Origin of the sequence: Flavobacterium sp. Root420, from assembly GCF_001427905.1 — a bacterium.
GTDB lineage: Bacteria > Bacteroidota > Bacteroidia > Flavobacteriales > Flavobacteriaceae > Flavobacterium.
This window is the reverse complement of sequence record NZ_LMEF01000016.1, coordinates 1-19,861: the sequence shown is the minus strand read 5'-3', so window position 1 is coordinate 19,861 and position 19,861 is coordinate 1. Positions and strand designations below refer to the sequence as shown.

At 32.6% G+C, this 19,861-nt stretch carries 18 protein-coding genes; 12 read left to right on the top strand and 6 right to left on the bottom strand.

The features are described 5' to 3' along the window. Positions 1 to 28: 28 nt before the first annotated feature. From ASC72_RS11240 to dnaN, 5 genes are all read left to right on the top strand, one after another. Positions 29 to 421, top strand: a complete 393-nt coding sequence (locus tag ASC72_RS11240) for a hypothetical protein (RefSeq protein WP_056190792.1) — start codon at positions 29 to 31, stop codon at positions 419 to 421. A 151-nt stretch (positions 422 to 572) separates the two neighbouring features. Beyond that, positions 573 to 869 (top strand): putative quinol monooxygenase, encoded by a 297-nt coding sequence (locus tag ASC72_RS11235; protein WP_056190791.1) that lies wholly within the window; start codon positions 573 to 575, stop codon positions 867 to 869. 126 nt (positions 870 to 995) lie between these two features. Beyond that, the gene (gene gldF, locus ASC72_RS11230; RefSeq protein WP_056190790.1) at positions 996 to 1,721 is read left to right on the top strand and encodes a gliding motility-associated ABC transporter permease subunit GldF; all 726 of its coding nucleotides are present in this window, start codon (positions 996 to 998) and stop codon (positions 1,719 to 1,721) included. After that, positions 1,721 to 3,406, top strand: a complete 1,686-nt coding sequence (gene gldG / locus ASC72_RS11225) for a gliding motility-associated ABC transporter substrate-binding protein GldG (protein ID WP_056190789.1) — start codon at positions 1,721 to 1,723, stop codon at positions 3,404 to 3,406. The genes gldF and gldG overlap by 1 nt, the downstream gene beginning before the upstream one ends. 107 nt (positions 3,407 to 3,513) lie before the next feature. After that, a complete protein-coding gene (gene dnaN / locus ASC72_RS11220; RefSeq protein ID WP_026984000.1) occupies positions 3,514 to 4,632 on the top strand; it encodes a DNA polymerase III subunit beta in 1,119 nt (372 codons plus the stop codon). A 166-nt stretch (positions 4,633 to 4,798) separates the two neighbouring features. Here dnaN and ASC72_RS11215 read toward each other — a convergent pair whose 3' ends face one another. Then, on the bottom strand, positions 4,799 to 5,455 hold the full coding sequence (locus tag ASC72_RS11215) for a hypothetical protein (protein ID WP_056190788.1): 657 nt from the start codon (positions 5,453 to 5,455) through the stop codon (positions 4,799 to 4,801). A 217-nt stretch (positions 5,456 to 5,672) separates the two neighbouring features. Between ASC72_RS11215 and ASC72_RS11210 the strand changes: the two genes are divergently transcribed. After that, positions 5,673 to 6,311 carry a DsbA family oxidoreductase gene (locus tag ASC72_RS11210; protein WP_056190787.1) on the top strand — a complete coding sequence of 213 codons (639 nt, stop codon included), beginning with the start codon at positions 5,673 to 5,675 and terminating at the stop codon, positions 6,309 to 6,311. Between the two features lie 161 nt (positions 6,312 to 6,472). On the opposite strand, the gene ASC72_RS11205 is transcribed toward ASC72_RS11210, so the two are convergent. Next, positions 6,473 to 8,245: a DNA mismatch repair protein gene (locus ASC72_RS11205; protein WP_056190786.1), complete on the bottom strand. Its 1,773-nt coding sequence runs from the start codon at positions 8,243 to 8,245 to the stop codon at positions 6,473 to 6,475. Positions 8,246 to 8,315: 70 nt separating this feature from the next. Continuing rightward, positions 8,316 to 9,152, bottom strand: coding sequence for a universal stress protein (locus ASC72_RS11200; RefSeq protein ID WP_056190785.1), 837 nt, complete (start codon positions 9,150 to 9,152; stop codon positions 8,316 to 8,318). 183 nt (positions 9,153 to 9,335) lie between these two features. On the opposite strand from ASC72_RS11200, the gene mnmE reads away from it, so the two are divergent. Continuing rightward, entirely contained in the window at positions 9,336 to 10,736 is a 1,401-nt protein-coding gene (mnmE, locus tag ASC72_RS11195) for a tRNA uridine-5-carboxymethylaminomethyl(34) synthesis GTPase MnmE (RefSeq protein WP_056190784.1), read from the top strand. Positions 10,737 to 10,867: 131 nt separating this feature from the next. Further along, positions 10,868 to 11,485, top strand: coding sequence for a 2,3-diphosphoglycerate-dependent phosphoglycerate mutase (locus ASC72_RS11190; RefSeq protein ID WP_056190783.1), 618 nt, complete (start codon positions 10,868 to 10,870; stop codon positions 11,483 to 11,485). 445 nt (positions 11,486 to 11,930) lie between these two features. Here the strand turns inward: ASC72_RS11190 and ASC72_RS11185 are convergent, their stop codons facing one another. From ASC72_RS11185 to ASC72_RS11175, 3 genes are all read right to left on the bottom strand, one after another. Continuing rightward, positions 11,931 to 14,387: a carboxypeptidase-like regulatory domain-containing protein gene (locus ASC72_RS11185; RefSeq protein ID WP_371258453.1), complete on the bottom strand. Its 2,457-nt coding sequence runs from the start codon at positions 14,385 to 14,387 to the stop codon at positions 11,931 to 11,933. 64 nt (positions 14,388 to 14,451) lie between these two features. Beyond that, a complete protein-coding gene (locus ASC72_RS11180) occupies positions 14,452 to 15,366 on the bottom strand; it encodes a FecR family protein (protein WP_056190781.1) in 915 nt (304 codons plus the stop codon). A 61-nt stretch (positions 15,367 to 15,427) separates the two neighbouring features. After that, positions 15,428 to 15,943 (bottom strand): RNA polymerase sigma factor, encoded by a 516-nt coding sequence (locus tag ASC72_RS11175; RefSeq protein ID WP_056190780.1) that lies wholly within the window; start codon positions 15,941 to 15,943, stop codon positions 15,428 to 15,430. Positions 15,944 to 16,201: 258 nt separating this feature from the next. Between ASC72_RS11175 and ASC72_RS11170 the strand changes: the two genes are divergently transcribed. The 4 genes from ASC72_RS11170 to ASC72_RS11155 all read left to right on the top strand — a co-directional run bounded on the left by ASC72_RS11170 (position 16,202) and on the right by ASC72_RS11155 (position 19,606). Beyond that, entirely contained in the window at positions 16,202 to 17,245 is a 1,044-nt protein-coding gene (locus tag ASC72_RS11170) for a hypothetical protein (RefSeq protein WP_056190779.1), read from the top strand. Positions 17,246 to 17,326: 81 nt separating this feature from the next. Beyond that, positions 17,327 to 18,100: a hypothetical protein gene (locus ASC72_RS11165; protein ID WP_056190778.1), complete on the top strand. Its 774-nt coding sequence runs from the start codon at positions 17,327 to 17,329 to the stop codon at positions 18,098 to 18,100. A 35-nt stretch (positions 18,101 to 18,135) separates the two neighbouring features. After that, a complete protein-coding gene (locus ASC72_RS11160; RefSeq protein ID WP_056190777.1) occupies positions 18,136 to 18,717 on the top strand; it encodes a porin family protein in 582 nt (193 codons plus the stop codon). 436 nt (positions 18,718 to 19,153) lie between these two features. Next, positions 19,154 to 19,606 (top strand): response regulator, encoded by a 453-nt coding sequence (locus ASC72_RS11155; RefSeq protein ID WP_056190776.1) that lies wholly within the window; start codon positions 19,154 to 19,156, stop codon positions 19,604 to 19,606. Positions 19,607 to 19,861 lie beyond the last annotated feature (255 nt).

The following is a 19,861-nucleotide window of genomic DNA, read 5'->3' as shown; positions in this document are numbered from 1 at the left end:
AACAGAGATTGCAACAAAACAATAAGATATGAAATTAAATAAAATGCTTTATAGTATGATTGTTTTTGTAGTTATATTGAGTACTACAAATATATCTTGTAACAATTTACAATCTAATTTAATTCAAATTGATAATTCGACGCAAATAGATCTGAATGTCAATGATGCTTATAACGAAAGAGGAATATACATATTAAATGAAAAATATTATTTAAACAGTTCGCTAATGCTTTTAAATAATATCAAAAATTTTAATATAAAAGATGATGCATTCTGGAGACCTGAAGGCGCAAAAAAAATACCTCGTTTATCAGATATTGAAGCTCCGTTTCGAATTGTAAAGAAAAGCAATAACGATTCAATTATATTAATTAAAGAAAGTGACACAACAATAATAAGGCTTGATAAACCTGTTCAATAATAGCCATTTCTTTAATAATTATTATGAAAGCTAATATTTTCTTTAAAGTAGAAAAATATAGCAAAAACAACAATCAATTTTGGTACTTTTGCGCGCATATTGCAGATTTTTCAATCTAAAATCTACAGTTTAAAATCTAAAATTGCACAATATGTTCGTTCGAATAGTAAAAATGAGTTTTCACGAAGAAAAAATCCCGGATTTTCTGGAGAATTTTGAAACTGTGAAAGACAAAATACGAAAAGCAGAAGGGAATCGTTTTTTAGAATTGTATCAGGACAGAAATGATAAATGCATCTTTTTTACTTACAGTTATTGGGAAACAGAAGAAAATTTAGAAAATTACAGACAATCTGAGTTATTTAATTCTGTTTGGGATTTTACAAAAAAGCTATTCAATGCAAAACCTGAAGCTTGGAGCGTGGACAAAGTGGTGTCTTTAGTTTAAAAATTGAGACAATTTAACCGCAAAGTGCACAAAGACTATATTAAAGGTTTTTAGAAAACGTAAAGTTCGCAAAGCTTTGTCAACTTGAAACCTGAAACAAGAAAAACTTGAAACAAAATTAAGTACATGAAATCAATCATTTTACGAGAAATAAAATCCTTTTTTGGATCTCCTATTGGGTATTTGGTCATTGCTATTTTCCTGATTAGCAACGGACTATTTTTATGGGTTTTTGAAGGAGATTATAATATCCTAAATACCGGCTATGCCGATTTGACTCCGTTTTTCACATTAGCACCTTGGATTTTGATTTTCCTGATTCCGGCAGTTACTATGAGAAGTTTCTCTGACGAAAAAAAGCAAGGCACATTAGAATTACTTTTGACTAAACCATTATCAATTTGGGAAATAGTAAACGGAAAATTTTTAGGTTCTTTATTACTGATCGTTTTAGCGATTGTACCAACATTTATTTATGTAAAAGTAATTTCGAATTTAGGTTTGCCTGAAGGAAATATCGATATGGGAAGCACCATTGGTTCTTACTTCGGATTGTTATTTTTGATTGCTTCTTATTCTGCAATTGGGATCTTCACTTCTACCCTTTCAGAAAATCAAATAGTCGCTTTTATCATTGCGGTTTTTCTATGTTTTTTCTTCTATTTTGGTTTTCAGGGACTGGCTTCTTTGATTCCTGGAGATTCTAATATTGTTTCGGCATTTGGCATGCAGGATCACTTTAAAAGTATGAGTCGGGGCGTTATCGATACACGTGATATTATTTATTTTTTGAGCATTACTGTATTGTTTTTGTCTTTTACTGTTTATCAATTAAAATCTTTTAAAGCGTAATGAAAGCATCTACTCAACAAAATATCAAGATATTAGGTATTACCGTTTTCGTTTTAATAGTTTTAAATGTTTTGGGAAGTTTATTTTTCCACCGATTCGATTTAACCAAAGACAAACGTTATACTTTATCCGAAACTTCTCTGCAAATTGTAAAACAAGTTAAGAATCCGCTTTCGATTAAGATTTATATGCAAGGCGATTTGCCGGCAGATTTTAAACGTTTACAACTTGAAACCAAACAATTATTAGAAGAATTTCAAGCTTACAATAGCAATATTGTTTTCGAATTTGTAAATCCGATGGAAAACGAAGACGAAAGTATGGAAATGGTAAAATCGCTTTACCAAAAAGGATTAACACCAATAAATATTACTGTTGACGATAAAGGAAAACAATCTCAGGCAATGGTTTTTCCGTGGGCAGTTGCGGTGTATGACAATAAAGAAGTCAATATTCCATTGTTGAAAAATATTATGGGCGCTTCAACTACAGAGAAAGTAATTGGATCTATTCAGCATCTAGAATATTCTATAGCAGATGCTATCAATAAAATCACCAAAGCCAAACAAAAGAAGGTTGCTTTTATAAAAGGAAATGGTGAGATGAACGAAGTTCATGTAGCTAAAATGCTGAGACAAATCAAAGAAAGCTATTATATTGGGCCCTTCACCTTAGATTCTGTTGCTAAAAATCCTTCAGGAACTTTAGATGCTTTAAAGAAATACGATTTAGCAATTATCTCAAAACCAACTCAAACTTTTTCTGACGAAGAAAAACAGGTTTTAGATCAGTTTATCATGAATGGCGGAAAAACGTTGTGGTTGATTGATCAGGTTGCTGCTGATATGGACAGTTTATACAATCAATCCGGAGCAACTTTGGCTTATCCAAGAGATTTGAATCTGAATGATATGTTCTTCAAATACGGATTCAGAATTAATCCTGATTTAGTAAAAGACGAATACGGAAGTCCAATAAAACTGGCTACCGGCGAACAAGGAAGCGCAACCCAATATCAGGAATTTAAATGGAAATACGCTCCAATTGTAATCCCATCTGGCAAACACCCAATTGTTAAAAATTTAGGGCAGATTAAATTTGATTTTGCGAGTCCGATTGACACTTTGAAAAACGGAATCAAGAAAACGGTTTTATTACAATCGTCTCAATATTCTAAGAAAATTGGTACTCCGACAGAAATCAATTTGAATATTGTAACCGAGCAAACTACCCCGCAGGAATATCTAAATAAAGGAAACTCCCCTTTGGCTGTTTTACTAGAAGGAGATTTTCATTCGGCTTTTGAAAACCGTGTTTTACCTTTCAAAGAAAATGCATTTCAGGCAAAAGGAAAACCAAATAAAATGATTGTAATTGCCGATGGAGATTTAGCAAGAAATCAATTGGATAAAAACATGATGCCCGTTGAATTAGGTTACGATCAGCGTACCGGAAATTTATACGACAACAAAGATTTTATGATGAATTGCATCAATTATCTTTTAGACGATACCGGACTTATTAACATTAGAAGCAAAGATGTTGATTTGCCTTTATTGGATAAAGATAAAGTTTATGAAAACTATACGATAACACAATTCATAACTATCGGACTTCCAATTCTAATTTTATTGGTTTTTGGATTGGCATTTACCTACCTTAGAAAAAGAAGATATAGTAAATAGATGTTAATAAAAAAATTGCGAAACTAAGATTGTTTACGATATATTTGTAAATCCTATTCTTAGTTGAAGAAAACACACAGAAAAGAGCAAAAAATAAAACAAAACAGATGAAATTTATAGTATCGAGTTCGTACTTATTAAAACAATTACAAGTTTTAGGTAGTGTAATTAACAGTAACAACACGTTGCCTATTTTAGACAACTTTTTATTTGAACTAGACAATGATGCGTTGACAGTTTCGGCTTCAGATCTTGAAACTACCATGTCGGCTACATTATCAATCGATTCTAAAAGTAAAGGAAGTGTAGCTGTGCCTGCAAAACTTTTACTTGAAATTTTAAAAACTTTTCCAGAGCAGCCTTTGACTTTTACAGTTGAGGATAACAATACTGTTGAAATTAGTTCTAACTCAGGAAAATATGCATTAGCATACGCAGCGGGAGAAGAATTTCCAAAATCTGTAAATCTTGAAGATCCATCTGTGACTTTAGTTCCTGCCGATGTTTTGGCAACAGCTGTAAGCAAAACCATTTTCGCTGCCGGAAATGATGATTTACGTCCGGTAATGTCTGGAGTTTTCTTCCAGTTTTCACCAGAAGGATTAACATTTGTTGCTACTGATGCTCATAAATTAGTAAAATATGCCCGTACAGATGTAAAAGCATCTCAGGTAGCTGATTTTATTATGCCGAAAAAACCTTTGAATATCTTAAAAAGTATTTTAGGAAGTTCTGATGCAGAAGTAAAAATTGAATACAATGATTCAAATGCGACTTTCTCATTTGATAACTATATTTTAATGTGTCGTTTGATTGATGGAAAATACCCAAATTACGAAGCGGTAATTCCAAAAGAAAATCCAAATAAATTAATGATTGACCGTTCTTTATTTTTAAGTTCTGTTAAACGTGTGGCCATTTTCTCAAACAAAACAACACACCAAATTCGTTTAAAAATTGCCGGAGCTGAATTAAATGTTTCTGCAGAAGATATTGATTATTCAAATAAAGCAGAAGAAAGATTGACTTGTGATTATCAGGGAGATGATCTTCAAATTGGTTTCAATTCTCGTTTTTTAACTGAAATGTTAACCAACTTACAATCAGACATGATAATGTTAGAAATGTCATTACCAAACAGAGCTGGAATTCTTACTCCAGTTGATGGTTTAGAAGAAGGAGAAACTGTTACTATGTTAGTAATGCCTGTAATGTTAAATAGTTAACATCAAAACTTCTTTTTGTTACAGGGATTTTTTTTAGTTTCAAATTAAAGACATATCATTGTAAAAAAAAAATATCGCTATTAACCAACCATTTTTTATACCTAGGAACCGCAATTCTTTTTAAAAGATTTGCGGTTTTTTATTTCTACTACTTTTCTTGAATGGTTTATGCTTTTTTCTTTTTAAAACCAAAATAATAATTCATTCCCAAACCTAATGTTCTACTATCATAATTAGTATTAGACTTTTTTACATCTGTCAAAGCTTCACCCATATTAACGCCAGTATAATATAAGTTAATTGCCAAAGAATCATATTTTTTGTCTGAAAGAATAATGTCCAGACCAAGACCAATTCCAAAGGAATGTTGCCATTCTGTTACAATATTTTTTTGAGTTTTCGATTGAGCAGGATTACTTTGATTGATTAGGATATAGTTTTGCTGCGCTTCTATTCGTGATATATTGTAGCGAGGCAAGATTTGTACAATTGCATCTCCAGCACTAAACTCACCCCATGATAAGCATATTTTAGGAGTAAAACCAAAATTTAAAGCACTTGTAGTTACTTGTGAAATACTTATTGTATTTCCTGACTGATCGACTTTATTATAATCTTCCAATCTTCCGAAGTAATAACTTACGGAAGCTTCAGGTTTAAAAAACTTATAAACTTTAACATCAACTCCTGATGTTACTTCTAAATAACCAGATTCCTGAAAATCAGTATGACGATAATAAGTTCCCCCTGCAAAAGCTCTTACCTGAGCATTCAAACTAACCGAAAATAAAATAAACAAAAAATAAAAAGTAGTTTTCTTCATAAACAGAATTATATTTTATTCTAAATCAGCAATTAATTTTTACTGATATTTTTTATACTAAAATACTTTATTTCATTTACAAAACAGATATGTTATTTATTCTTTCTATTAAAACTTTGACAAAGCCTATCGAGAAACTGAAACTTGACCCGAGGCTGAAAGCGGAATTGGCGAAGCAACAAATAAAACCTGAAACATTTTTTTTTAACTTTGTACTATGAAAATAGAAATTTGGTCGGACATCATGTGTCCGTTTTGTTATATAGGAAAAAGACAGTTGGAAACTGCTTTGGCAGCGTTTCCAGGAAATGATTTTGAAATTGAGTGGAAAAGCTTTCAGCTTGATCCGACCATCGAGCCACAATCAGGAAAAGATGTTTATACGTTTTTAGCTGAACGAAAAGGTATTTCGGTGGAACAATCCATAGAAATGCATAATGGTGTCACAGAACGCGCGAAAAGTGTTGGTTTGGATTATCATTTTGATAAAGTTATTATTTCAAATTCATTGACAGCACATCGTATTATACATTTAGCTAAAGCTAAAAAATTAGGCGATGAAATGGAAGAAATTTTCTTCAAAGCTTATTTTACTGAAGGAAAAGATTTAAACGACGCCTCAACCTTAATTGAATTAGGAATTCAGGCTGGTTTGGATTCTGATGAAGTAAAAGAAGTTGTTCAAAATGAAAATCTTTATTTAAAAGATGTGAAGGACGATATTAAGGAAGCTCAGGAAATTGGCGTACAAGGGGTTCCGTTTTTTGTTTTTGATCGAAAATATGCTGTTTCCGGTGCACAGCCGGTGGAGGCTTTTGTGAATACGATTAAGGAAGTTCAGATTTTAGATTGTTAGCCACTTTGCGAACTATGAGATTTTACCGCAAAGATATTAATTAGCAATTTTACATAAAATAAAGTTCGCAAAGCTTTGCGAGCTCTGCTTAAAGCCTTTGCCTTTGAGGTTAATCTCACATTGGACTAATTTAAAATCTGAACTCTAAAATCTAAAATTCTCTATATCACTCCCATTTTCTGCATCAAAAATGTAGCACTTTTATTTTTGCAGATTCCGTTGCGAAGTTTATAATCAAAATGGAGTTCATTGTTTTGAATTTCGACTTCGAAACATTGATTAGTTAAGATGTCCGGATATTCATTTGTTTTAAGGCAAACTTCAATATCATGAGTTGCTATCGCTCCAATGGCATTTTTAGTAATAATCTTTTTTACTACTTCAATTGTTCCGTTGCGCTTATCATCAGAGTTTGTTCCTCTTAAAATTTCATCTAGTAAAACAAAAGCAGGTTTCTCTTCTAAAGCATCCATAATTTGTTTTAAACGCTTAATTTCAGCAAAGAAATAAGATTCACTATCAGCTAGAGAATCAGATAATCGCATTGAAACCAAAACTGGAAGTGGATGAATATTAGCTTTTGAAGCACAAACAACTGAACCAATTCCTCCTAAAACCATATTCACACCCAAACTTCTTAAAAAAGTACTTTTTCCGGACATGTTAGAACCCGTTAAAATCACAAATGATTCCGGATAAAAATGGGTATCATTCCCTACTCTGGTTGCCGGATTCAGCAAAGGATGACCTAAGTTTGAGAAACCAATTTTATATTCTGAATTAATTTCAGGAAAAACAAAATCAGGATTATTATAAGCCAAATTTGCCAGGCTACTTAAAGCTTCAAATTCTCCAATTATATTAACCCATTTTTCTAATTCTTCAGAATAATTTTTTTTCCATTTTAAAAGCGCTTTTAAAACATGCAGATTAAATAAAAATGTTCCGTTAAATAAAGTTGCTGCTACTAAGTTGCTAATTGTATCCATTCTCGAAAACAAGTCAGATAATTGTTTAAGATGCACGCTGGCAGTTGCATTTTTTAAAATAAGGTGCTGCTGTAAATCAATTAATTTTTTGGATTGAAAAGTTTCCGATTCAATTTTTTGAACTAACAAACTGTATTGTTTTATGATTTTATCAACGTTATCGGCTTTTGCAATTTCTGATTGAATTCTTTTCAAAGACCTTCCTACTATAATCAAATTAGCAATAAAAATATAAGTTAGATAAGATAACAAAATTGTTTTCGAAGTAATATAATAAGCCGCCAGAACTCCAAAAAACAAAAATGGCATTGTAAAAGAAAGTAAAACTAATACTTTAGGCAAGCTATTGTTTTTAAATGAATTCCAAAACAATATAGATTCATAAGAATGTTTTGAATCATTACTAATTGTTGCCAATGCCAGAAAATCTTGTCGCCACTTGATTTTAGTTTTTAATTCATTAATTGCTTCCTGGTTTTCCAAAATTGCTTCATTCGGAAGTTGTATTAATAATTGGTTAGCTAATGTTTTTTTTCCGATATAAGTTGCAGTTCTATTCAAGTTTTGGAACAGGGAATGTTCGCCAAAAATATCTAAATCGTAAGCATAAGGATGATAAAAATCGTTGAACTCAATTCCGTTTTCAAAAGGAAGCTTCTCTCTTTTCAGAAAAGCAATTTCATTTTTATTGATTTGTAAAAGTGCTGCGGTTAATTGTTTTTGAAAAGACAATTTGGAATGCACCCGCATCAAAAAAATAAAACTAACAAAAGACAGAAAAGCAAGTCCTACGTAAAGAATTTCATTGGTTTTAATGTAATAAAACAACATAAACAAACAGAGAAAAGCACTTAATAAACGTAGCAAACTTATGCTATTATATCTTTTATTGATTTTATTAAAAAGTTCAGAATAATGCTCAACTTTATTTTGATATGCTTCCATTTTTTAAATTTAATGAAAGACAAATATAAGCTTTACACTTTCAAAATTATAATTTAATAATAGTTCGATTTTATTGATTTTCATGCATGACCAAAACAGGAACCGAAACTTCTTTGGCGATTTTTTTTGTAAAACTAGATTCAAAGATACTTTCAAAGAAGGATCTTTTATGTGTTATTGTAGTTAGGATATCAATGTCTTTATAAAGAATAAAATCAAGAATGGTTTCTTTAACTTCATCACTTGGTAAAACTAAAAACTCTACGTTATCATTTGCAAACTCTCTTTCCCATTCTTTAAAAGTAGTATCTGAAACATCTGAATCTGAAGTTCTAACATACAAACTTTTGACTTTTGCATTTGTTTTTCTGGCGATCTCCAAAACTTTTTTGAGCTCGACTTTATCTTTTTCACGATAACGGGTAGTGAAACCAATAACCTTTATTTTGTTGAATTTTGCTGTTACAGGAATACATAAAACAGGAACTTTAACTTCGGAAATTACCGAATTTGTATTAGATCCTGTAAAAAACTTGGTCCAGTCTGAAACACCGGTTGTTCCCATAATTACAAAGTCAATTTTGTCTTCTTCAACAGCATTTTTTAAGTTATAAATCAAATCACCATCCATTAAACGATGTTTGATTACAATATCTTCTAAATTTCTCTCAATGGCTATTGTTCTTAATTTTGGAATTTCATCTTTAAACATTTCAAATTTCGCCAATTCTATTGAGCTGTAAATAGAAGCGTAATTTTCAGGAAAGAACTGGCTGTCATAAACCGGAATCTCGAAAGTATGCAACAAAATAAGTTCAGCGTTGACAACTTTTGCAAATTCCAAAGCATGAACAAAGGCGTTTGTAGCGGCTTCAGAAAAATCGGTTGGAAATAATATCTTTTTCATTTTGTTTTGCTTTTAAGGGTTAGTTACTCAAATTTAATCATTATAAAAACAAACTAGCGTGATAATTATCAGTTATTTAACAGTTAATAATTTCTTAATAATTTCAATATTTTAAAACTCAAAATAGCATTGGTAAACTATTTCAATTTCTAAACTTTATCCCTTTTTTTATACCTTTGCAGCATGATAAATCAAGATTCTATAGTTGCATTAGCCACTCCATCCGGAGCTGGAGCCATTGCTATCATTCGTATTTCGGGTTCCGAAGCCATTACGATCGGAAATTCTGTTTTTAAATCCATCAAAAACAAAGACTTAACCAAGCAAAAAACGCATACTTTGCATTTGGGTCATATTATAGATGATTCAAAAACATTGGATGAAGTATTGGTTTCTGTTTTCAAAGGACCAAATTCTTACACGGGTGAAGATACGATTGAGATTTCATGCCACGGATCTACTTATATTCAACAGCAAATTATTCAGTTATTGTTGAGAAAAGGTTGCAGAATGGCTGATGCTGGAGAATTTACACTAAGAGCTTTCCTTAACGGGAAACTGGATTTGTCACAAGCAGAAGCTGTTGCCGATTTGATTTCGTCAGATAATGAAGCTTCACACCAAATTGCGATGCAGCAAATGCGTGGCGGATTTAGTAACGAAATTGCCAAACTGCGTGAAGAACTCTTGAATTTTGCTTCTTTAATCGAATTAGAATTGGATTTTGCGGAAGAAGATGTAGAATTTGCAGACAGAACTCAGTTTCATGAGTTATTAAACCGAATCGAATTTGTCTTAAAACGTTTAATCGATTCATTTGCTGTTGGAAACGTAATCAAAAACGGAATTCCGGTTGCGATTGTTGGAGAACCAAACGTAGGTAAATCTACTTTGCTAAATGCTCTTTTAAACGAAGAACGTGCCATTGTTTCTGACATTGCCGGAACAACCAGAGATACAATTGAAGATGAACTCGTAATTGGCGGAATTGGTTTCAGATTTATTGATACTGCCGGAATCCGTGAAACAAAAGATGTAGTAGAGAGTATCGGAATCAAAAAGACTTTCGAAAAAATTGATCAGGCACAACTTGTCGTCTTTTTGTTTGACGGTTTCAGGTTTCAGGTTTCAGGTTCTGATTACATCATCGAAATTGAAAAAGTAAAAAATAAATATCCGCTTAAACCTATTTTAGTTGTTGTAAATAAAGTTGATTTATTAAGTGAAAATGAAATCGAAAACATCAACCAAAAACTTGAAACTTTAAATTTGAAACTTCTGAAAATTTCCGCCAAAGAAAATATCGGGGTTGAAGAATTAAAGAATGAATTACTTTCTTATGTAAATACCGGAGCTTTAAGAAATAATGAAACAATTGTAACGAATACAAGACATTACGACTCGTTATTAAAAGCTTTAGACGAGATACAGAAGGTGAAATTTGGTCTTGAAACGAATCTTTCAAGTGACTTAATTGCTCTTGATATTCGAGAGGCTTTATATCAATTTGGACTAATCACTGGTCAGGTCAGCAATGACGAACTGCTAGGAAATATTTTTGCTAATTTTTGTATTGGAAAATAGCAGGACAAAACTATTCATGTTTATTTTAATTCTAAAAATAAATATATTAAAATAATATGTCGAGTTGATGAACTTTTGCCGCTTCGACGCATTGCCAGAGCATATTATAAATACAATTAAAAACTATTCATATGCCAATTCTTATTCTTTTGCGTCATGGTCAATCCTTGTGGAATCTTGAAAATAAGTTTACCGGCAGCATGGACATCGATCTCTCACCCCATGGATGTCAGGAGGCAGCACAAGCTGGGGAGTTGCTTAAAGAATATCGAATTGATATGGCCTATACCTCTACGCTGATCAGGGCAGTACGCACTCTTGAAATTATATTGAAGGCACTCAATGCAAAAATTCCCGTAAAGAAAATCATTGCTCTAAATGAACGCAGTTATGGAGAACTTCAAGGGCTTAACAAAGCAGAAGTCGAAGAAAAATACGGTAACCGCCAATATCTTTTATGGCGTCGAAGCTATCTTAGCACACCACCGTTTGGTGAAAGCTTAAGGGATACTTTTCAAAAAGTTGTCCCCTTTTATAAAAAGGAAATAATTGTACAACTCAAACAGGATAAAAATATTCTCATTGTTGCACACGGCAACAGCCTGCGTGCATTGATTATGTTTTTGGAAAAGATAGCTCCTAAGCAAATTAATGAGATCGAAATAGCGACAGCAACGCCAAGAAAATACTGTTTTGATTCAAACCTAAGACTCATTGAGGTTTCTTATATCACAAATCAGAAATTGTGAAGTATCAGAGTCGTTTTATTATCAATATTGAAAAAAGCTAGGAAAAATATATCTTAGAATTTAGGATCTCAACTATCTCCATAAGTAAATTAGTGCACGAATACATTTCATGTCGCTCAGGAGTTGAATATTTATAGAATGAGTGTGATTCGATGATAGAAAAAGGCAAATTGGATTTATCTCTGCCACCGAACCTGTTTCCTTTTATCCTACCTGAAGATGCAGACTGGATACCCCGATATAACGAATTTAATAAGCCGGGATTGGCAAACATGGTCTGCATCACTATACTTATATGCCACCAAATGTGTGCAAGACAAGAAAACCCCATTCTTCCCTTTTTGAGTTTTAATTTGTGATTGTACACGATCATTATTTAGATAATTACAATTAATTTTCTCTTTTTCAAGTATATATAACATATTGTCAAAAGAGTATCTAAATATTAAAAATTCACTCTAAAACTAATATTTGGTGTTAAAGCAAGTGATTTGTTATCTACCTGAATAGCATCATTGGAATCCTTTGGATTGACTCTGTAATAGCGATTAATAACATTCTCGCGATTAGTAAGATTAATGACACCGGCAGTAAGCGAAGCTGTTGTGGATGGTGCGAAATTGAAATTATAATTTAAAGAAGCATCTAAGCGTATGAAATTATCCAGATTCTCACTATTTGGAGAATCATAATTTACCAGAGTCTTATTTCCATTTTGTACCGTTGGATTACCATCAATTGGTTTTGTGTAAGGCTGACCGTTTCTCCAAATACCCCCGAGAGCTATTTTTACATTTTTAATAAACTCATAATAAAAACCAACCGATACAGAATGTCTAATATCGACATTATTAGGAAAGACAGAAGGAGTAAGAGTCTCAAACTCATAGTTATTTGTACTGAAGGTATAACTCATCCAGACACTATAGTGGCGGGCTGTTTTATTGGCTAAAAATTCAAAGCCTTTGGCCGTATAACTTCCACTGGCATTAGTAAACTGAAAGTTGTTATAGAAACCCTGACTTGCAGCTGTTATGCCATCAACAAATTTATAAAATCCTGTAGCCTCAACATTTAACTTGTTTTTATTGAATTCAACCCCAAAAGAGCCTTGTTTACTTGTGGCAATAGGCAAATCTTTATTGGTTACTAAAACCCAATGTCTTTTTTCGACACCCAAAAAATCATCTTCAAAATCTACAATTTGAGTCGTAGACTGATTTTTAAATTCACCCTCCAATTTTAAAGCAAACTGCTCTGATAATTTTTGTCGAACATTTAACCTGGGCTCTATTAATAACTTATCAAACTTTTGAAAATAGTTAGCACGTAATCCAACTCTCAAATAGGTATTGTTTTTATTATATTGGGTCTCAAAGAATAGGGCATGATTCAATAGGACATCTTTTTTAGTGTTAATATAAGATGGATTAGTAACAGCGGTTTGGTTCAACATTCCTGTTTCATTAAATTGATAACCAAGCAAAAAGCTCAAATTATCGTTACTTTTGTAATAGGTATTGAGTTTAGTTCCTGTTTCCAGCACTTCATTGGCTTCAGTTAAGCGCTGATTTGTTTCTACCCTGTAATCAGTAGCATCAATATTATATCGCGATAAGTAGGTTATTAAGTTTGTGCTTAGTTTTGAATTCCACTGTGCTTTCCAATTCCCCCCATAACCAATATTTTTTTGGGATAAATTGCTGATTTTAGATTGGGTCTGATCTGCATTTGTCAGCCGTTCCGAATAATCCAGGGCATTATTAATCCCGATAATATTTGCCCTAAACTGATGTTTTTCGTTCAAATCGAAAAGCAATTTAGCCGTATAATCATAAAAGTAGAAATCAGAAGAGGTGTCATACTGGTCGCTATCGGCATTAATTTCAGTATCCTGAAAACTACGGTCAAAATATTTGGTGTAGGTCGGTGATTTAAACAAATCAGTAATGGAACGACGTCCTGAGATGTGAAATTCTAATTTTTTAGTTATGGGAATTTCTAAAAAAAAATCAGCGCTAATACAATTGATACCTGCACCACCTGAAAAGGTATTGGAAACCAAATCTTTTGTATACATATTGATAGTACTGGAAACACCATCACTGTATTCAGCACTTGTTCCGTTTTTGCTCACAATAACTTTACTGGTAAGATTGGGGTTATAAGCGGATATCAAACCAAAAAAATGGCCTGAATGATACATCTTAATATTGTCCCAAAGCACTAAATTCTGATCATTAGTCCCGCCACGCACATTAATATTTGCAATACTTTCATTGGTACTTTCAACTCCCGGCAACACCTGAATGGACTGCAGGATATCAGGTTCTGTTAATCCGGGAAGGATGCCAAACTTTTTAGTATTTAAAACCGTACTTCCATCCACATATTTTTGCAAACCGGGAGTTAAATAAACATTGATTAAAACCTGATTCAATTCCTCGTTTTTAGTAGTAAGAATGATCTCCTTGCAATTGTTTTGTGCAGCAAACAATTCCTTAGCGGTAAAGTGCCTGGATTCAAACCCCATATAGGAAACAGTCACTGTGGCATTTATTGGAATATCCTGCACACTAAATTTACCGTTTTGATCTGTTATGGAATGCCTGTCTGTATTATCCACAAACACTGTAGCGCCAGGCAGACCAGATTTGCTCTCGTCGGATAAAACGGTTCCGCAAATGGCTATTGTTTTGTTTAGTACTGAAACGGTAACATACCGATCGTCTAAGGCCTTAAAATTTAAAAGGGTTTTCAGGTTTAGATACTCGATTGTCTGTTCTAAAGTAAATGAGGCATTGGGCATCTCGATGTTTACTGTTGCCACATCTTCAACAGCATAGGAGAACTTAACATTAAACTGTTTTTCTATTGAAACAATAACCTCTGTTAAAGGCATTTTTTTGGCTGTATTTTGTCCAAAACAAAAACTGCTAATACAAATCAATAAATAAATCAGTCCTTTATTTGACACCATAATTATAAAATATAATGGTTTCCCCCTCGATCCTGTAACTTAGTTTAAGTGGGATAGTAACGGCTTGAAGTGCTATTTGTTTATTGGTATGGGTAAAACTTCCTGTAAATAGTTTTGAGGTGTCCACACCTTCCGCTTTGATTTTTATATCATACTGGCGCTCGAGTTCTGCAATAACCTGATCCAGAGGTATTTTATCAAAACTAGATTCCTGCTCAAGCCAGGAAGGTTTTTTGGCATTAAAATCTTCAACGGCTTCAATGGTGCCATTTATAACCCTAAAGGTTTTTCCAGGTGGTAATTTAACGGCTGTATGCTTATAGGTAACGCTTACCAAACCCTGATAACAGGTAACCTCAAAATAGTTTTTACGCTGTTTTACATTAAATTGCGTTCCCAAAACTTGTACTACTCCCGCAGCTGTGTTTACACTAAAAGTCTGTCCTTTCTTTACCCTGAAAAAAGCTTCTCCCTCTAAGGTTAAATCTCTTTTAGCTGCCCATTTTTTTTCGTTAAAACTTAATTTTGAAGCGGAATTCAATATTGCCTGAGAATGATCTGGCAGCGTAACTGATCTGGTTTGTGCTATTGAAGTTTCAAATGATGTGATGTTATTAAAAAACAAGAAATAAACAGAAGTTAATACAATAGCCAATACAGCTGCTACGCGGTAAAAAACTTTGTAGTTTAAAGTTCTTACTTTTGGTTTCTTTTTAGAATGGTTTCTGGCTTCGAAAGCTTCCAGAGCAGCATGGATATCTACTTTTGGAGTTTCGAATTGCGATGCATAATGATTAATCTTTTCAAGTGTTTGCAAATCTTCTGATTGTTTTAAATCTTCGATTTCTTTACCTGAAAGCTCATTATTGAACCATTTTAATATTTCTTTTTCGTTTTTCATTTTATACTCTGTGTTTATAAGACAATTAACTTTTAAATTACCCTATAGCTAAATCATTAAATTATATATTTTCTATCTGTGATTTTAATATTTGCAGCGCACCAGACATTCTTTTTTCTACTGTTTTTTGAGAAATATCGAGCAACTCCGCAATTTCCCTGTATTTTTTTCCCTCTATTCGATTCAATAAAAAAACTTCCCTTTGTACTTCACTCAATGATGCAATTGCATTGGTGAGTTTAAGTCTGAATTCTTCTTCTTCAAGCAAATAGTGAGGGCTTTGATTATGGATATCCAGATTAGGCGCATCTTTAGCATACCTTAATACCACTTTTTGATGTTTTACTGTATTAAGAAATAAATTATTAATGCTGGTAAACAAATACGTTTTGACTTTGCTAAAGTCTATTTTAGAACAATTTTCCCAAATTTTGGCAAACGCATCCTGCACCAGATCTAATGCAGCCTGGTCATCACCACATTTATAATAAGCAAAATTATTTGCTAACTGTACATGTGTTAAATAAAAATCCCTAAAGTTATTTTCTTCGCAAAGTGTACCTTTTTTGTCGCTCATTGAGTATTAATTCTTTTTTTTTGTAGTTTGTAAATGTAAATTAATTTTTCAAAAGAGCTGAGTTGATTATAATTGCTTTTTTATGAAAAATTATCAAAATCACAAAATATTAACTATCAACACATTATGATTTTATTTGTAAAAAATTATATTTTTTTTAAATTTTTTATAGGGTAAAAATAATCCTGGTTGTCTTACCAATAGAAAGGCGCTAAAAACATCGCTGGTTACTATAAAAATATATAAAATTTTAAAATTATGAAAAAATTAAAAATTGTTACCGCTATTGCATTGATGGCTATTTTAGGTTTTACATCATGCCAAAGTGAAATTGATAATGAACAAGGAGAAAATCCAAATACAAATTCAGCCAATTCAACTACAACAAGTAACCTTAAACGTACTTCTATGTACGATGGTTCCTTTGATGATTTCCTGGATGGAGCGTCATGTTCTTCAATTTTGTTACCCGTTACCGCTAAAGTTAACGGAGTTCAGGTTTCTATCCTGAGCCAGGCAGATTACCAACAAGTTATTTCTATTTTGGGACAATTTAACGATGATCAGGATACTGTTGTATTACAATTTCCATTAAAAGTTAAATTAAGTAATTACAGTGAGGTTACTGTTACTAATCAAACAGAATATAATGCGATTCTTACTGCTTGTACAGCAGCGGAAGTTTCTGGCCAGAACGCCGTTTCTTCTGTAAATATCAGCTTTCCTATTACAATTTTGACATTTGATTTAAGTTTTAAGCAAACAGGAAACGTTGTTATTACGTCAGAACAACAATTATTCACCTATATGTCTAATTTAAGCAGTACAGAATTATATTCTGTAAACTACCCAATTTCAGCGACAATTGCAGATGGAAGCAAAATAACACTTTCCAGTGATGCTGAATTGCAAACCACTATAAATGCAGCTGTAAAAACACAAGAAGCATTAACTCTGGCTGCTGAAAATGTAAAAAAAATAGAGCCTATTTTAGTTAATGGAAAATTTAAAATAGAGTCTTTTGTAAAGGCAGGCGTAAACTCAGCAATAAACTATAAAGATTTTACCATCGATTTTACAAACAATTTACTTGTAAAAGCTACGGATTTATTAAATACAACTGTTAATGGAACCTATGCAGTAAGATCGGAATTAAATGTGCTGCTACAACTGAATTTTTCAGGCAATGCTTCCTTTGCTTTGCTGAATAATACCTGGAAAGTAACCAGTTTTACCGCTACAACAATCACCTTACAAAGCACAACTGATGCCGGGGCAACACTCGTATTGAAACAAATATAACTGGATTTTGACTGGTAGTTTATTGCGGGCAGCTCATACAATGTAGCTGTCCGTGATAAATACTTATTAATAAAAACAATAATGAAAAAAACATTTTCTCTATTAACCATTATTATATTGCTCTCTGTTGGGTCTTGTTCAAAGGATGATACCACAGATAATTCAGTTGCGCTAAATGCTAGTGCAAACAGGCAACAAACCGGAAGTTCAGCTAATGAGCTACTATCGGATAAAAAGTTTAAGAGTATGGTTATTGAAGTGGTGTATGTAACCGGTTTTGAACCCAGCAGTACAGCAATCAATAATTTTGTAAACTTTCTTACCGCAAGAACATACAAACCAAACGGTATCAGTGTTGTAAAACATGCGATATCATCTCCAGGAAATTCGCCTTACACCGATCAGGAGATCGTAAATATTGAAAATGCTAATCGTACAAAATACAACAATGTTGACCAAATAGCAGTTTGGGCATTTTTTGCAGACGGAAAATCTTCAAAGGACACTGAAACTTCGCTTATTCTTGGAACGGCGTACAGAAATACTTCTTTTGTTATTTTCGAACAAACTATTCAGAATCTAAGCGACAGTCCGTTTGAACCAAACAGAAGTTTATTAGAGACTACTATAATTACCCATGAATTTGGACATATATTAGGGCTCACAAACCTTGGAACGCCCCTGCAAAGCAATCATGAAGATCCAGAACATGCGAAACACTGCATTGAAAAAACTTGCTTAATGTATTGGTCATCAGAATCCAATGCCGGTATTTCGGATATGCTTTCAGCAGGTACTGTACCTCAATTAGATGCGCAATGCATTGCGGACCTTCGTGCCAATGGAGGAAAATAAAAATTTAATTAACAAACAATTATAAAACCAAACACATGAAAATAAAATTTTCTATAATAGCGCTATTTTTTGGTATAGTAACAACAATAAATGCACAGGACAACACTATTCCCAAATCGAACGCAGGGATAAAAGGAGGCTATAATTTGGCAGCGGTAAGTTTTGACGGAGATGGAGAAACCGGACAACGACATGCTTTTCATATAGGTCTTTATGGCGAATCATTTATTAGCGAAAGCTTTTCTATACAACCTGAATTACTATATTCTCAACAAGGATATAAAATAACAAATAGTAGCGGGACTTTTACCCAGAAGTTAGATTATATAAACTTGCCAATAATGCTTAAAGCCTACCCTTCTAAAAATTTCTTTTTAGAAGCCGGACCACAAATTGGATTAGCAGTATCACATAAAGAAGAATATGATGGGCTTTTCAGCAGTTCACAAGAGTATGATCCTAATAGTTTTGATTGGGGATTAAACTTTGGTGGAGGATTTAAAACAAATTCCGGTATAAGTTTATCCGCACGCTACCACTTAGGCTTAGGGGACTTATATGACGAAGGAAAAGCACAAAATAGGGTTTGGCAATTTTCTGTTGGTTTTGATTTGTGAGCGATGTGGTATCAGTTCAGAATTGATACCACATTAATTAGATTGCACTTTGAAACTAAATGTTTTTTTTTATAACTTTAATGGTTAAAACAGAAGACACTTTCGCCTATATTTAATATTTTATAATTTTTGCTAATTGTAAAAGTCAATACATCATTCTGAAATTACCACATTCATTGAGTTTCAATTGAACAAATATTTCTGTTTTTTTAGGAAGTTAGTCCCAATGTGATGTGATCATATTTGAAGCTATTACAACAACATCGTTTTTTATGTATTTTATTTCTTAAATTAAAAAATTACAACCAGGAATTATCCTTAATACGAACATAATTCATCTTCTCATTAATTAACAGATGTATATTTTGTATAAACACTTGTAGCTTTCTAAATCCTTATCTTATTTGGCATTATTCTAATAATAAAAAAAATAGATATGACTTTACAATATCCCCACTCTAAAAAAAATATTTATCTGGCAGATGATGACGATGATGATCGGGTAATGTTTGCAGAAGCACTGTTTGAAATAGACAGTACAGCTATTTTAACCCAAGCCCAGGACGGTCAACAATTGATGGATATTCTTTATAAACAGCCAAATCCTTTACCCGATATTATTTTCATGGATATTAATATGCCCAAACAGGATGGGCTTAAATGTTTGGAAGAAATAAGAAATCAGTGTGGAAATTTGAAAGAATTATTCGTGATCATACTTTCCACTTCCAGTGATCCCTTAGTTATAGACAAAGCATTTAATCTCGGAGCAACATTTTATGCTGTAAAACCCAATACATTCGATGATCTGAAATCACTTATTAAAGATGTTTTACAAATAGATTGGTTTTCACTTGAAAAAACTAATTTAAAGTTTAGATTAATTTAATAGCTATAATTAAAAGCTTTTGATTCAAAAAATTAAAAAAGGAGTGTATTCAAATGGCTTATTTAAAGATTGCGGTGAAAAAACAATTTAATCACCGCATGAAGTTATTATATTTTAAAATGCCCGTTTTAATAAATTAACTAAAACAATCGTTATAAAAGCTACCGTCTGGACACATCTCTAAAGAGTATCCAGCCTTGCATGACTGAATTGAATTTTTGCAGGCCAATCCAAAAGGTTGTGATACCAGGTTTT

Bases quoted from the DNA above. Each gene is read 5' to 3' on its own strand.
- ASC72_RS11190 (WP_056190783.1), top strand. From the start codon at position 10,868: ATGCCAATTCTTATTCTTTTGCGTCATGGTCAATCCTTGTGGAATCTT.
- gldF (WP_056190790.1), top strand. From the start codon at position 996: ATGAAATCAATCATTTTACGAGAAATAAAATCCTTTTTTGGATCTCCT.
- ASC72_RS11240 (WP_056190792.1), top strand. From the start codon at position 29: ATGAAATTAAATAAAATGCTTTATAGTATGATTGTTTTTGTAGTTATA.
- ASC72_RS11155 (WP_056190776.1), top strand. From the start codon at position 19,154: ATGACTTTACAATATCCCCACTCTAAAAAAAATATTTATCTGGCAGAT.
- gldG (WP_056190789.1), top strand. From the start codon at position 1,721: ATGAAAGCATCTACTCAACAAAATATCAAGATATTAGGTATTACCGTT.
- ASC72_RS11165 (WP_056190778.1), top strand. From the start codon at position 17,327: ATGAAAAAAACATTTTCTCTATTAACCATTATTATATTGCTCTCTGTT.
- ASC72_RS11170 (WP_056190779.1), top strand. From the start codon at position 16,202: ATGAAAAAATTAAAAATTGTTACCGCTATTGCATTGATGGCTATTTTA.
- ASC72_RS11235 (WP_056190791.1), top strand. From the start codon at position 573: ATGTTCGTTCGAATAGTAAAAATGAGTTTTCACGAAGAAAAAATCCCG.
- dnaN (WP_026984000.1), top strand. From the start codon at position 3,514: ATGAAATTTATAGTATCGAGTTCGTACTTATTAAAACAATTACAAGTT.
- ASC72_RS11185 (WP_371258453.1), bottom strand. From the start codon at position 14,387: ATGCCTTTAACAGAGGTTATTGTTTCAATAGAAAAACAGTTTAATGTT.
- ASC72_RS11215 (WP_056190788.1), bottom strand. From the start codon at position 5,455: ATGAAGAAAACTACTTTTTATTTTTTGTTTATTTTATTTTCGGTTAGT.
- ASC72_RS11160 (WP_056190777.1), top strand. From the start codon at position 18,136: ATGAAAATAAAATTTTCTATAATAGCGCTATTTTTTGGTATAGTAACA.
- ASC72_RS11210 (WP_056190787.1), top strand. From the start codon at position 5,673: ATGAAAATAGAAATTTGGTCGGACATCATGTGTCCGTTTTGTTATATA.
- ASC72_RS11200 (WP_056190785.1), bottom strand. From the start codon at position 9,152: ATGAAAAAGATATTATTTCCAACCGATTTTTCTGAAGCCGCTACAAAC.
- ASC72_RS11205 (WP_056190786.1), bottom strand. From the start codon at position 8,245: ATGGAAGCATATCAAAATAAAGTTGAGCATTATTCTGAACTTTTTAAT.
- mnmE (WP_056190784.1), top strand. From the start codon at position 9,336: ATGATAAATCAAGATTCTATAGTTGCATTAGCCACTCCATCCGGAGCT.
- ASC72_RS11180 (WP_056190781.1), bottom strand. From the start codon at position 15,366: ATGAAAAACGAAAAAGAAATATTAAAATGGTTCAATAATGAGCTTTCA.
- ASC72_RS11175 (WP_056190780.1), bottom strand. From the start codon at position 15,943: ATGAGCGACAAAAAAGGTACACTTTGCGAAGAAAATAACTTTAGGGAT.